A 12,422-nucleotide genomic window follows, 5' to 3' on the forward strand; every position below is an offset into this window, starting at 1 on the left:
TCTACAACCCAACTCGCAAGCACACGAACAACCGGATGCTGTCACCAGTTGACTATGAAACAAAACACCAGAGAATGAACAAAGCAGGCGTCTAGAAAACTAGGGGCACCTCAGTTCTCTCATAAAAGTTTCTGGTTCGTTGATTGGAGTGCATGCGCCAACTCTACCCCTGCTTTTGATGTAGTCTCGGACTCTACCACAGAAACAGTGTTGAGCAGTTTATGACAGCCTGCCAAAGAAGTGAGATGATCAGCGATTACTTTAGCAACAGCCTTCTCAAAATTCGATGCTGACAGACGCGAACCCTTTGGATCGGTTCCACCAGAAAACAATCTGTTGGAAACATAATAGCGCAAGCGACGGCCATGACGCTGAGTATGAGTCGGGGTTAGCCAATCGCCTGTTTCGCCTTTGAACTTCCCCATCAAAACCGAGGCCCCTATTGGCGCGCCACTCTGATCTTTAGTACCATTTTTTTTCGCGAGTTCTGTTGCTTGCATTCTGAAGCTTGGTTTGGACCTGATCCCAAGTGTCTTGCTCCAGAATAGCGTCGTGCTTGCCTGGCCAGACCTTGTCCTTATGTCGGATCAGACCGAGATAAATGGGATTGCACAACAGGCTATAGATTTGACCGCGACTAAACGGGTTGTTGCCTTGAGTACGACCAGTTGAGAATACATGTCGCTTCGACCGGAGGCCCGAAGTATTGGCCTCTCGCATTACCGGGTTCAGACTGCCTTTGGTCTAGTATAGTTCGAATACTATACGGACCGTATTGGCCTCCCATCCACAACCCCTTTTCTTTGAGGCAGCGATTTTATCGCGGATACGTTCAGCGGTGACCTCGCGCTCAAATTGGGCGAAGGAAAGTAACATGTTGAGCGTCAAGCGCCCCATTGAGGATGAAGTATTGAAGGACTGGGTACCCGATACAAACGAACATCCGGCAGCCTCCATGCGCTCAACAAGTTTTGCGAAGTCAGCTAATGACCGGGTTAGGCGTTTACTGGACTTGCGGCACAAAAGTTCGGGTCTGTTAGTTCATGTTAGGCAGCCTTTCGTTTGAATGCCAAGGGGCTTTTCCCACCAAGGGATGAATGCCGTCTGCGCGGATTGTAGAACCCATTGATGTATTGGATTATTGCTCCTTCTGTTTGCCTGCGGGTTTCCCATTTCTGCCACCAGATCAGTTCGGCTTTCAGGGATTTGAAAAAGGTTTCGACCATATCTTTAAATCCGATGCAGCCTGGGCGCGCGTCACCCCGCTGCTCGTCGTTATGCGAACCGCATCACGTCTGAATTCGTCGCTGTATCTTGGGGCCAGTATTAATCTTCTTCATTGCGAATATCGCTCGAAAAAGACCAGAACTAAATCGGGACAAAACCAATATCATATCGAAAGACTTACGTTCCTCGCAGACTTGAAGACAAATGCGACAGGGGTTTGCGCTCATACCAAATGGAATTAGGTATGCCCTAAGCGAAAGGCGTCATGCCATTTGGTATGAGCATAATTGAATAGAAATTCTGTTTTGAGGAGTATACAATGGTCAAGGTGATCGAACGGGAAAATCCAATTGATTTGGTGAGCTTTGTCGAAACTGACAAATTGTTGCTGAACCCTTTGGAAACAACGGATTGGCGTATTCGGCGGGTTGTTTTTGAAAAGGTTATGGCCTGTGCAAATGCATTGCCTGATGGGCTTTGTTTGATGGTTTTTGATGCATTTCGAACACGGGCGCGTCAGTGGGAATTGTGGAAGCCAGTGTTTGCGCACATCACGCAAGATAACCCAGATTGGGACGAGGTGCGGGTCTATAAAGAGGCGTCACGCTGGGTCGCGCCGCCTGATGGGCATGGCAGCGGGCATCAGGCGGGCGCGGCGGTGGATGTTAAATTGGCCTATGCGGATCGCCGCGAGTTGGACTTTGGCGGCGCGATGAAAGGCCTCACTGGCGTGGCCCCGACCGATTGGCCTGTCTCGCCAGAATTGCGCAAAAATCGCGATATGTTGGTGGCCGCGATGGAGGCGACGGGCATGGTGAATTATCCTGATGAATGGTGGCATTTTATGTATGGAGACCGACTATGGGCCGAAGTAACTGGACGCGATACTGCCTTTTTCGCCCCTCTGGAGTAAGATAAAATTATGACCCTGAATATTGAAGAAATTAGGGCGCAGACGCCTGGTGTGAGGCACGTAAATCACCTGTTGGCGTCGGGGGCCGGGCTGATGCCACAATGTGTGGTGAATGCGATGATAAATCACATAAACCTCGAGGCGGCGATCGGTGGCTACGAGGCTGCAACACAAGAAAGCTCCATGTTGGATGGGGTTTATACCAGCGTCGCCCGTTTGATCGGGGCAGCCCCGAATGAGATCGCGATCGTTGAAAATGCGACCGTTGGTTGGTGTCAGGCGTTTTATGCGTTGCCGTTGAAACGCGGTGATCGAGTGCTGACCTGTCAGGCGGAATATGCCGCCAATTATGTCGCTTATTTGCAGCGTGTAAAACGCGACGGCATTGTGATTGAGGTGATCCCAAATGATGCCAGCGGGGCGATTGATGTGGTGGCGTTGGAGGCCATGCTCGCCGCCCCAGCGGCCCTGATTTCGATCACATGGATTCCGACCAATGGCGGGCTGGTTAACCCCGCGGCTGAGGTGGGGAAAATAGCGGGTAAGTATAATGTGCCGTATCTATTGGATGCTTGTCAGGCGGTTGGTCAGATGCCTGTGGATGTCGAAGAGTTGGGCTGTGATTTTCTCACCGCAACGGGGCGTAAATTTCTGCGTGGCCCGCGCGGGATTGGGTTCTTATATGTGCGCGAGGCGTTGATTGCTGGGATGGAGCCTGTGGTGATTGACCATTTTGCCGCGCCTTGGGTGGATACAGAGAGCTATGAAATGCGCCCCGATGCGCGCCGTTTTGAGAACTGGGAAAATGCTTATGCTTTGCGCGCGGGGCTTGGGGCGGCGGTGGAATACGCGATGGATCTGGGGCTCGAGGCCATTCAAGAACGGGCTTGGGGGTTGACTGATTTTCTGCGCTCGCGTCTCAAAACTATCGATGGCGCTCGAATTCACGACGCTGGGTCGCGCCATTGTGCCATTGTCAGTTTTACGATTGAGGGGCTCGATCCCAGCGTTGCGGTAAAGGCTTTACGGGCGCAAGGGATCAATATTAGCGTCACCCATCCAAGCAGCACATTACTTGATGCACAGGTGAGGTCGTTGCCCGTCATGCTGCGCGCCGCCCCACATTACTACAATACAGAAGCGGAAATTAGTCAGTTGATAGAGGCGCTTAATTCTCTTCCTTAACACGTGTGAGTTGATCCAAATACGCCGAATCGTTGCCGTAATACGCTCGTTCTACTAATCTTTTGAAACGTCAAAGGGATTAACCTCCCTTTGACCCAAAAACATTAGGGAGAAAATGTATGAAACTTCGCAACAAATTTACGTCCGTCGCAGCGCTTGCTGTTCTGGCCGCATCTGGTGCAACAACTGTCGCTGCCGACACCACATTGGAGATCGTAAAAGAGCGCGGCCATGTGCGTTGTCAGGTTGGCCAGCCTTCACCTGGTTATTATAACCTCGATTCCGAGGGCAACTGGTATGGCCTCGACGTGGCTGTTTGCCAGGCGGTTGCATCTGCAATCTTCGGCGATAAAGCCGCACTGGAAATTCAGTCAGTTAGCTCGCAAGCACGCTTTACAGCACTTGCCAACGGCGAGAGCGACCTGCTGTCACGTACGGCTACTTGGACAATGTCCCGCGACACGCAGCTGGGCCTCGATTTCTTGTCACCAAACTTCTACGATGGCCAAGGCTTTACCGTCCGCGTCGATAGCGGCATCACTAGCGCGATGGATCTTGCTGGCGCCAAAGTTTGTGTAACAACAGGTACAACAACCGAGTTGAATCTGACTGATTTCAGCCGGACCAACGATCTGGACATCTCTAACGTGACATTCGAGGACTATAATGTTCGTGATGACACATACCTCAATGGCGGCTGTGATGCGGTAACTGGCGACAAGTCGTCAATGGCTGGCAACATTGCCTCCTTCCCAACACCTGCCGATCACATGATCTTGCCTGAAACCCTGTCCAAAGAGCCACTCGCTTCTGCGGTTCGTCACGGTGACAGCGCTTGGCGTGATGTGGTTCAGTGGTCCATCTTTACTTTGATCAACGCTGAAGAGCTGGGCATCACAATGGCCAATGTCGACGATATGCGCGACAACTCTACCAATCCAAACGTGCGTCGTATGTTGGGCGTTGAAGGCAACCTGCACGAGGGCCTCGGCCTTGAAGCAGATTGGGCTTACAACATCATCAAGAACGTCGGCAACTACGGCGAGATTTATGAAGCTTATATGGGCAGCGGTGAGCAAGGTATCGGCATCGAACGTGCTGGTTCTTTGAATGCACTTTGGACCGATGGCGGTCTGATGTATTCTCCACCAATGCGCTAAAAATACTAACGGCGGGTCATAATTGGCCCGCCGTTATCCGTTTTAAGCCGGCCATAAGTTCGGTAAAACGACAACAGAGGGGTGATTGATGTGACGACCGGAACCGACGGAACGCCTGCTGTGCGGGCGCGGCCCAAAGAAGAGTTTAACTTTTTCCAAGACAGACGGGTGCGCTCGGTATTTTATCAAATACTTACAGCGGGGATCGTCGGCTATTTGGGCTATTACCTGTTCACAAATACCGCTCATAACCTTGAAGTTAGAGGCATGAATACTGGCTTCGGTTTTTTTGACACCACGGCTGGTTTCGATGCTGGTTTCAAACTTGTTGAGTATACTCCGGGTGTCGATACCTACCGACGAATTTTCTTTATTGGCATATTAAACACGCTGTTGATTTCGGTGTTGGCGATTGTGCTTAGCACGGTTTTTGGCTTCTTTATCGGCGTTATGCGTCTGTCAAAAAACTGGCTGGTGGCGCGTACCGCGCTGGCCTATGTCGAGATTTTCCGCAACATCCCGCTGCTGATCCAGATTGTATTTTGGTATATTGGCGTGTTCAGCCTGTTGCCTATGGTCAAAAACTCACTTGATCTGTCCTTTGGCACCGGCCGGGTCATGCTCAATAATCGCGGTCTCTATATGCCAACGCCAATATATGGCGGGCTGTTTTGGATGACCGCCGCGACCTTCGTCATCGCTGTGATCGGGGTGATTATTTACCGGCGCCGCGCCAAGAAGATGCAAGACGCTTCTGGCACGCAAACCAACACATTATGGATATCACTCGCCGCCATTATTGGCCTGCCGCTTGTCGTCTATTTCCTTACCGGCCAACCGCTGGAATGGAATGTGCCCGAGCTGCGCGGCTTTAACTTCCGCGGCGGCACATCATTGCCGCCTCCGTTCCTTGCGCTGCTGGTTGCACTTAGCATCTATCACGCGGCCCATATCGCAGAATCTGTGCGGGCTGGCATCTTGTCGGTCAATCGCGGCCAGCATGACGCCGCGATGGGTATTGGCCTTAAACCGGGGCGGGTGATGCGTTTGGTTATCATTCCCCAAGCGATGCCGGCTATCGTGCCGCCGATGATTTCGAACTGGATGAACGCGGTCAAGAATTCATCACTGGCGGTTGCGATTGGCTATTCTGATGTCGTGTCGTTGTTTATGCAGACGACACTCAACCAAATCGGGCATGCGGTCGAAATTGTTGGTCTGACGATGGCCTTCTATATGGCTGTCAGCCTGACGATCTCGTTTTTCCTGAATATTTATAACAAACGTGTACAATTGGTGGAGCGCTAATCATGGCTATTATTACAGCAACACCGTCAAATGCACGGCCTGCGCCAATCTCTGAAACCTCTATCATGGGTTGGCTTCGCAAGAATATGTTTAGCTCGGTGGCAAATTCGCTGCTGACGGTCTTCATGCTCTATATTATTTATCTCACGCTGCGCGGCGTTGTCGGATGGGGCTATATGGATGCCACATTCGTCGCCGAGAACCGGCGCGAGTGTTATGACTTTAGCCTTCACGGTGCCTGTTGGGCTGGTGTGATTGACTGGTTCGACAACATCTTTTACGGGCGATACCCGCGCGAAGAGATTTGGCGGATCAACTGGGGCGGTTTACTGCTTGTTGCTTGGATGGCACCGGTATGGATGGCAAAGGTGCGCGGCAAGGTCGCAATCGCGGCGACCGTTGTGGTGTTCTACCCATTCCTTGCTGGTTACATGTTTTCTGGCGGTAGCACTGGTATATTCATGACCATCATGCTTGGCGGTGCGGTCGCAGCGTTCGTGATCAACATGGCCAACATGCTGGTGGGTCTGTTCAAAGACCAAGGGTTGGGGGCGTTTATATTGAACGTCACGGGCAAAACCAACGCGCCTGATAAGGTTCAGCGCAACATATTGCTGGGCCTTGGCGCAGTGTTGTTCTTGATCGCTTGCGCATGGGCATCAACATGGGAACTTGAGTTTGTCACATGGACCAAATGGGGCGGCATGTTTTTGACGCTGGTGATTTCTGGGGTGGGCATCGCGTCATCACTGCCATTTGGCATCATACTTGCTTTAGGGCGGCGCAGCTCGCTGCCCGTGGTCAAAGTCCTCTCAACGGGCTTCATCGAAGTGTTCCGCTCGGTGCCATTGATCACCGTGCTGTTTATGGCAACCACCATGTTCCCGCTATTCATGCCCGAGGGCTTTGTGCTCAATAAGTTGGTGCAAGTGATCATCGCGGTGATCTTGTTTAACGCCTGCTATATGGCCGAGATTGTGCGGGCGGGGCTACAAGCCATTCCCAAAGGCCAGTTTGAAGGCGCACACACCATCGGACTGGGCTATATGGGCACGATGGGGCTGATCATCATGCCTCAGGCGCTCAAGCATATGATTCCAAATATCGTGGGTAATCTGATCGGGCTGCTGAAAGATACCACGCTGGTATCGATCATCGGGCTGTTTGATCTGCTTGGGATGCTTCGGTCTATCTCCAAAGATGTGCCATGGCTGGGGCTCCATAAAGAGCCGCTGGTCTTCGGCGCGATCCTATTCTTTATCATCTGCTTCTCAATGTCCAAATACAGCCGGCATCTTGAAGCGAAACTGTCCGCTGGCGACGCGCATTGAGCGAGGAAAATACTATGAACAATCCACAAGCCACTGGCCAACTGGCCTCCGCTGCCTCCACCGAGGTGATGATTGAAATTGAGGGCATGAACAAATGGTATGGCCAGTTTCATGTGCTGAAGAACATTGATTTGACGGTGCATAAAGGCGAACGATTTGTTGTGTGCGGGCCATCCGGTTCGGGAAAATCGACGCTGATCCGTTGCATCAATGCGCTGGAAGAACATCAAGAGGGGGCGATCATTGTTGATGGGATCACGCTGGGGCAAAACCAGAAAAACCTTGATCACATCCGTACCGAAGTCGGCATGGTGTTTCAAAACTTTAACCTGTTTCCGCATCTGACCATTTTGGAAAACCTCACGCTCGGCCCAATCTGGGTGCGTAAAATGCCCAAGGCCGAAGCCATTGAAACCGCGATGATGTATCTTGAGCGGGTGAAAATTCCCGAGCAAGCCGACAAGTTTCCGGGTCAAATGTCTGGTGGCCAACAACAGCGTGTTGCGATTGCGCGCTCGCTCTGCATGAACCCAAAAATTATGCTGTTTGATGAGCCAACATCGGCGCTTGATCCAGAAATGATCAAAGAGGTGCTCGATGTGATGGTCGAGCTGGCCGAAACGGGTATGACGATGATTGTGGTGACCCACGAGATGGGCTTTGCCAAAACCATCGCCGACGAAGTGATCTTTATGGATGCAGGCGAAATTGTTGAGCGCAACAACCCTACCGACTTCTTTGAGAACCCAGAGCACGAGCGTACCCAGAACTTCCTTAGCCAGATTTTATAATCATCTCTGTGAGAGCTTGGCTATAAAATGGCGCGCGCAGATAGCCGTCCGCGCCATGCCCAAGCGAATGGAATAGACCGCCGATTTGTGTACTTTCGCCAATACAAGAGCCATCGTTGCCGCACGCGTAGGGACGAAACCCAACTACGGTTTCAGTAAGCGCCATGTCCGCCAATCTGGGCATGGCGCGCAAGCCGCTTTGCAATAATTTCGCCACAGGCTCGGATTCTGCCTGGGTTGAAAAATTACCGGCGTCGCGGGTGACACCTACCAAAATTCGCCCATCACCACGCGGGCACAAAATGCCATCTGGGCGCTTAATCAAATGACGCAGCCCTGTGGTATTCCCCCCCGCCAACGTCAGAATAATCCCCTTTATTCCAGTTGATTTTGGTAAGTCTGTTGGCAAATCTTTGATCAAATCCGACTGATACCCAGCCGCAATGACAACCACGCTTGCGCCAATATCACCTGCATCGGTTTGCACTCCTGTAACGGCCTCGTGCTGCGCCATGACCCGCCCAACAGTTTGCCCCTGATGGATCGTGCCTCCCAATTTCAGCACCGCCCCCGCCAGTGCCTGACATAGTTTGCGGCCATCAACCCAATGCACCTGTGGCAGGTATGAAGCGCCGATAATATCATGGCTCAACGCTGGTTCTAACGCGCGCAATTGCTTTGCTGACACATTCTCTGCCTGCCACCCCGCCGCTTTGCGCGCCTCAAAATCAGCACGGATTTTCGCCTTATTTTCTGGATAGGCGATACGCAATTGGCCTTGCGTCTGGTAATCTACATCCTCGCCCGAGCAGTCCTCAATCTCACGCACAAATTGCGGCCACATGCCCAATGAGAGCCATTCATTGCGGCTCATCTGGGTTTCCTTCAAGGCGGGTTCTAAATACCCAGCCGCAGCCCAACTTGCCCCATGCCCAAGTTCACCGCGCTCAATGACGGTTACCTTTTCTCCCACTTGCAATAGTCGAAATGCCAGCGACAGCCCGATCACACCCCCTCCAACAATTACAATCATACCGTTCATTCCACATCAATTTCACCTTGCAATAAGAAGGCCATTTTGCATTATTAACTTTAGACATATTAGACCCACGTTTGAAAGCCTGTGCCATGACAACGAATTTTTTCGCCGCCCCTGGTAAGTTTTTCCGCGGGAACCTGCACACGCATTCTACACGCTCTGATGGCGTACTTGACCCCCAAGAAGTATGTCGCCGTTATAAGGCAGAGGGTTACGATTTTATCGCGTTGACGGATCATTGCGTCGGGCTGTTTGACTATCCGATCACTGATACCGGCGCCTATCGTGACGATGATTTTACCACGCTAATTGGCGCTGAATTGCACTCCGGTGTGATGGAAAACGGCAATCTTTGGCATATCGTTGCTGTGGGCTTGCCTCTGGATTTCTCCCCCCCCAATGCACCTCATTTTAAGGCGATTGAGGGCTCTGAAACTGGAGGTTCTCTCGCGCAGCGCGCCCGCGTCGCAGGTGCATTCGTAGCAATTGCACACCCGCATTGGTCTGGTATGACACGCGCCGATGCCCGCATGATCGAAGCCGCCCATGCTGTCGAGATTTATAATCACGGTTGCGTGGTCGACAACGATCGCGGTGACGGGTTTTTGACGCTGGAACATATGCTCAACGAAGGTCGGGCGTTAAATCTGATTGCCACGGATGACGCTCATTTCAACACCCCCGATTTCTTTGGCGGTTGGGTGATGGTGAAAGCCACAGAAAATTCCCCCGAGGCGTTGCTTGCAGCCCTTAAAGCTGGGGAATTCTATTCAAGTACTGGTCCGCAAATCCATAATGTTCAGGTTTATAATGATCGTGTTGAGGTCGAATGCAGCGCGGCGGCAACGGTCATTGCAATGGGTAAAGGTACGTCGATGGCGACGGTTCATGGCATGTCGATGACAAGGGCGGTGCTGCCGCTTGAACGACTCAATGACTCACCGTGGCTTCGTGTCACAATTATAGATCGCAGCGGGAAACGGGCGTGGTCAAATCCGATTTGGGTAACGTAAGTGAATACGGCAAGTTTGAAGGCATTATCAGAAACAGTACTGTTGCGGGGCCTGTGCGCGTGATTTGGTATGCCAATTGAGCAGTCGAGTGCGGGATAAATCAAATATTACATCGCATTTGATTTGATGATTTCACCTACCATTTACTAAAAAGAACTATGAAGAGTTGGCCCCTTTAAAGGGCCATTATTTCGGTATCCATCGTCGCGCGCCGCCGAATTTCAGGTGGTGGCACTGATTGGCGTCGTCGGCTTCTATGCTGCTGAAGGTATTCTGTGGACCCAAGTTGAGTCAGCGAACAGGATTGTTGCTTTTCGCAAAGATTTGGGTTTCTTCAAAGATGTTAACGCGCTGTTGTGATTTTTTTCGGTGAAAACCGCGAAATCAAAAACAGTGGAATTACAAAAGTTGCCTCTTGAGCGCTGCACTACGGTGTCAAGCAGCCTAGAAAGCTCCGTTAAGGGTCGACTGTTCCAGCCGGTCCTTGGAAACCTAAAAACCGAAAGTAATATCAGTTTTATTTTCTGCGTAAGCTCAAAGTGCGGATCCAGCTTTTCCCTCTATGGCATAGGGAGCTACAAATTCTGGGGCTGGAACCCTATTAACCTCACCTTCGCCGTGGGGCCAGTATGGGCGAACTTTCCAATAGCCTCGTTGAAAATGCACCGTGATTCGCCTCCATGTAAGCCACGGCCTCGATCATTTCTGGCCTATCGGTGTGCAACAATTCGGTCTTGCTGACGCCAGGGTGACACGCGGTTGAAACAACATCCAAGCCGCTCGCGTCAATCTGCCGTTCAAGTTCACCCCAAACTGCGCCTCAAACCCATCGACGGTCTGGCTTGGCGGCGGGAACATGATACCAGCGCTATTGATCAGTACATCAAGAGTATAGCCACTCAGTGCAAACCCCTCGGCAAAAGATTTGACGGCCTCAATGCTATTAAGATCAATAGCTTGGATGCTCAGTTTAGCCGCAGGAACCACCCTGACTATACGCTTACAGGCTTCGGACAGCTTTTGCTCTTTTCGCCCTGCAAGGATCACGTGTGCCGACTTTTTTTGCAAGCTCGAGGGCGGTCTCATATCCTAGGCCAGTGTTGGCCCCTGTGACCAAAAAGGTCTTACCCGATTAGTTCTGGTGTCCAGTCCATCACGATATCCAATCAAAGGCCAAAGGTGGTTTTTGCGTGGTAGGTATCAACCTGCTGAACTGCTGTTGAATAACGTGCTTATCGACGCGTCCTTCGTGTCGGACAATCACCACGCTGCCGCCTTCGCCTATACCGAGATGATCATGACCGATCCGGATATCTACGCCGAATGGTCCCACAATAGCGTGGTGGTTGGGCCCGGATTCGCAACCGCGACCTACAATTTCGTTTGTTCCAGCCCAGTTTGCAATCTGTCATAGGCGGCGGGAATGAAATTCCGGACCGCAGGGGCCGCGCAGGTCGCTTGGGTTGAAAGCATCGGTGGAATTCCAGTCTGCGTGCCGTTCTCGGATGTCTACACCGGCATGCAACGTGGCTCTATTGATTGTGCGCTGGTTGATCTGACAACATTGATCCACCTGAAGCGTTGATCCGGATTTTCTCGACAGCCAAGCGGCGTGGAAAGAGCGGCTTGGGGGTGTGGATGGCAACGATCAGGACGCCATTATCGCGTTGTTGAACGAGCATACCTTTTCAAAAATTGACATCAGCACCTTGGGAATGGAGGGTTAAACACTATTCCCTTATGGTCTCTTTTTGTAACCGGCGCCAAACCAGCAGGTTGCAGAAAGAGGATTGCCGATTGCCGAGCGGTCTCATCTCGAAGAACGCTTAAAGGCCTGTAGTCTGTTTTGACCATGACGCGATCTTTGAATGGGGCCCTCGCTACACAATTGACTGCGGTAATTCGTAAACGTGCCAAAGACTGATATCACCGTTGTGCGCCTCGCCCGCACCGTAGTATTCGCTCGTTCCCTGACCGTGGCTCCTACAAACATCAAGGAGAATTATGACCTGCAATCATCACTTTCACCAGATATCCTGACTGGACTTGCTGTACAAAAGTTCGGGTCTCTTAGTTCATGTTAGGCAGCCTTTGGTTTGAATGCCAAGGGGCTTTTCCCACCAAGGGATGAATGCCGTCTGCGCGGATTGTAGAACCTATTGCAGTCCTTGGGTGGTTGACGAAGCGCTACAGCCACATTCGCCGACCCTCGCTCGTCCAGATGTAGGAGATGTCCCCAGCAGATTAGGCGCAATATTGAAGCGGTGATTGCTGTCAGTCGTGACTTTATGCTTGCGGGTTCGGACAACCTTGATCGCGTTCTCACGCATCAACCGACCGACCCGACGGTGTCCGACTGGCGGGCCCAGGTCTCTCAGCTGTATCTTGGGGCCGATATTAATCTTCTTCATTGCGAATATCGCTCGAAAAAGATCAGAACTAAATCGGGACAAGA

At 51.7% G+C, this 12,422-nt stretch carries 14 protein-coding genes and 2 pseudogenes; 9 read left to right on the forward strand and 7 right to left on the reverse strand.

Annotated features, from left to right (window positions below; translation table 11 throughout):
• Window positions 1-119: 119 nt before the first annotated feature.
• The 4 genes and pseudogenes from AC3Y7R_RS10635 to AC3Y7R_RS10650 form a co-directional block, all read right to left on the reverse strand.
• Window positions 120-500 carry a hypothetical protein gene (locus tag AC3Y7R_RS10635; RefSeq protein WP_490042025.1) on the reverse strand — a complete coding sequence of 127 codons (381 nt, stop codon included), beginning with the start codon at window positions 498-500 and terminating at the stop codon, window positions 120-122.
• Window positions 463-720: a recombinase family protein gene (locus tag AC3Y7R_RS10640; RefSeq protein ID WP_490042026.1), complete on the reverse strand. Its 258-nt coding sequence runs from the start codon at window positions 718-720 to the stop codon at window positions 463-465. Before AC3Y7R_RS10640 ends, AC3Y7R_RS10635 begins: the two co-directional genes overlap by 38 nt.
• Window positions 721-744: 24 nt before the next feature.
• Window positions 745-1,023 carry a recombinase family protein gene (locus AC3Y7R_RS10645; RefSeq protein WP_490042027.1) on the reverse strand — a complete coding sequence of 93 codons (279 nt, stop codon included), beginning with the start codon at window positions 1,021-1,023 and terminating at the stop codon, window positions 745-747.
• 23 nt (window positions 1,024-1,046) lie between these two features.
• Window positions 1,047-1,223: pseudogene (locus tag AC3Y7R_RS10650) on the reverse strand (IS3 family transposase); the annotation flags it as partial.
• A 323-nt stretch (window positions 1,224-1,546) separates the two neighbouring features.
• Here AC3Y7R_RS10650 and AC3Y7R_RS10655 point away from each other — a divergent pair.
• The 6 genes from AC3Y7R_RS10655 to AC3Y7R_RS10680 all read left to right on the forward strand — a co-directional run bounded on the left by AC3Y7R_RS10655 (window position 1,547) and on the right by AC3Y7R_RS10680 (window position 7,915).
• Window positions 1,547-2,140, forward strand: coding sequence for a M15 family metallopeptidase (locus AC3Y7R_RS10655; protein WP_490042028.1), 594 nt, complete (start codon window positions 1,547-1,549; stop codon window positions 2,138-2,140).
• Window positions 2,141-2,149: 9 nt separating this feature from the next.
• On the forward strand, window positions 2,150-3,325 hold the full coding sequence (locus AC3Y7R_RS10660) for an aminotransferase class V-fold PLP-dependent enzyme (protein WP_490042029.1): 1,176 nt from the start codon (window positions 2,150-2,152) through the stop codon (window positions 3,323-3,325).
• A 119-nt stretch (window positions 3,326-3,444) separates the two neighbouring features.
• A complete protein-coding gene (locus tag AC3Y7R_RS10665) occupies window positions 3,445-4,485 on the forward strand; it encodes an amino acid ABC transporter substrate-binding protein (RefSeq protein ID WP_490042030.1) in 1,041 nt (346 codons plus the stop codon).
• 90 nt (window positions 4,486-4,575) lie between these two features.
• A complete protein-coding gene (locus tag AC3Y7R_RS10670; protein ID WP_490042031.1) occupies window positions 4,576-5,793 on the forward strand; it encodes an amino acid ABC transporter permease in 1,218 nt (405 codons plus the stop codon).
• A 2-nt stretch (window positions 5,794-5,795) separates the two neighbouring features.
• Window positions 5,796-7,124, forward strand: coding sequence for an amino acid ABC transporter permease (locus AC3Y7R_RS10675; protein WP_490042032.1), 1,329 nt, complete (start codon window positions 5,796-5,798; stop codon window positions 7,122-7,124).
• A gap of 14 nt (window positions 7,125-7,138) precedes the next feature.
• Window positions 7,139-7,915 carry an amino acid ABC transporter ATP-binding protein gene (locus tag AC3Y7R_RS10680; RefSeq protein ID WP_490042033.1) on the forward strand — a complete coding sequence of 259 codons (777 nt, stop codon included), beginning with the start codon at window positions 7,139-7,141 and terminating at the stop codon, window positions 7,913-7,915.
• On the opposite strand, the gene AC3Y7R_RS10685 is transcribed toward AC3Y7R_RS10680, so the two are convergent.
• Complete coding sequence (locus AC3Y7R_RS10685) at window positions 7,899-8,957, reverse strand: NAD(P)/FAD-dependent oxidoreductase (protein WP_490042034.1); 1,059 nt, start codon at window positions 8,955-8,957, stop codon at window positions 7,899-7,901. The genes AC3Y7R_RS10680 and AC3Y7R_RS10685 overlap by 17 nt on opposite strands.
• Before the next feature lie 86 nt (window positions 8,958-9,043).
• Between AC3Y7R_RS10685 and AC3Y7R_RS10690 the strand changes: the two genes are divergently transcribed.
• Window positions 9,044-9,967, forward strand: a complete 924-nt coding sequence (locus AC3Y7R_RS10690) for a CehA/McbA family metallohydrolase (protein WP_490042035.1) — start codon at window positions 9,044-9,046, stop codon at window positions 9,965-9,967.
• Between the two features lie 699 nt (window positions 9,968-10,666).
• Here AC3Y7R_RS10690 and AC3Y7R_RS10695 read toward each other — a convergent pair.
• Complete coding sequence (locus AC3Y7R_RS10695; protein ID WP_490042036.1) at window positions 10,667-11,053, reverse strand: SDR family NAD(P)-dependent oxidoreductase; 387 nt, start codon at window positions 11,051-11,053, stop codon at window positions 10,667-10,669.
• Between the two features lie 100 nt (window positions 11,054-11,153).
• On the opposite strand from AC3Y7R_RS10695, the gene AC3Y7R_RS10700 reads away from it, so the two are divergent.
• On the forward strand, window positions 11,154-11,381 hold the full coding sequence (locus AC3Y7R_RS10700; RefSeq protein ID WP_490042037.1) for a hypothetical protein: 228 nt from the start codon (window positions 11,154-11,156) through the stop codon (window positions 11,379-11,381).
• A gap of 9 nt (window positions 11,382-11,390) precedes the next feature.
• Window positions 11,391-11,552 (forward strand): hypothetical protein, encoded by a 162-nt coding sequence (locus AC3Y7R_RS10705; protein ID WP_490042038.1) that lies wholly within the window; start codon window positions 11,391-11,393, stop codon window positions 11,550-11,552.
• Between the two features lie 605 nt (window positions 11,553-12,157).
• Here the strand turns inward: AC3Y7R_RS10705 and AC3Y7R_RS10710 are convergent.
• Window positions 12,158-12,348, reverse strand: a pseudogene (locus AC3Y7R_RS10710) (IS3 family transposase); the annotation flags it as partial.
• Window positions 12,349-12,422 lie beyond the last annotated feature (74 nt).

Source organism: Litoreibacter sp., from assembly GCF_058136045.1.

Coding starts and splice junctions, on each gene's coding strand:
- AC3Y7R_RS10635 (WP_490042025.1), bottom strand. CDS start 500: ATGCAAGCAACAGAACTCGCGAAAAAAAATGGTACTAAAGATCAGAGT.
- AC3Y7R_RS10640 (WP_490042026.1), bottom strand. CDS start 720: ATGCGAGAGGCCAATACTTCGGGCCTCCGGTCGAAGCGACATGTATTC.
- AC3Y7R_RS10655 (WP_490042028.1), top strand. CDS start 1,547: ATGGTCAAGGTGATCGAACGGGAAAATCCAATTGATTTGGTGAGCTTT.
- AC3Y7R_RS10660 (WP_490042029.1), top strand. CDS start 2,150: ATGACCCTGAATATTGAAGAAATTAGGGCGCAGACGCCTGGTGTGAGG.
- AC3Y7R_RS10665 (WP_490042030.1), top strand. CDS start 3,445: ATGAAACTTCGCAACAAATTTACGTCCGTCGCAGCGCTTGCTGTTCTG.
- AC3Y7R_RS10675 (WP_490042032.1), top strand. CDS start 5,796: ATGGCTATTATTACAGCAACACCGTCAAATGCACGGCCTGCGCCAATC.
- AC3Y7R_RS10680 (WP_490042033.1), top strand. CDS start 7,139: ATGAACAATCCACAAGCCACTGGCCAACTGGCCTCCGCTGCCTCCACC.
- AC3Y7R_RS10685 (WP_490042034.1), bottom strand. CDS start 8,957: ATGAACGGTATGATTGTAATTGTTGGAGGGGGTGTGATCGGGCTGTCG.
- AC3Y7R_RS10690 (WP_490042035.1), top strand. CDS start 9,044: ATGACAACGAATTTTTTCGCCGCCCCTGGTAAGTTTTTCCGCGGGAAC.
- AC3Y7R_RS10695 (WP_490042036.1), bottom strand. CDS start 11,053: ATGAGACCGCCCTCGAGCTTGCAAAAAAAGTCGGCACACGTGATCCTT.
- AC3Y7R_RS10705 (WP_490042038.1), top strand. CDS start 11,391: ATGAAATTCCGGACCGCAGGGGCCGCGCAGGTCGCTTGGGTTGAAAGC.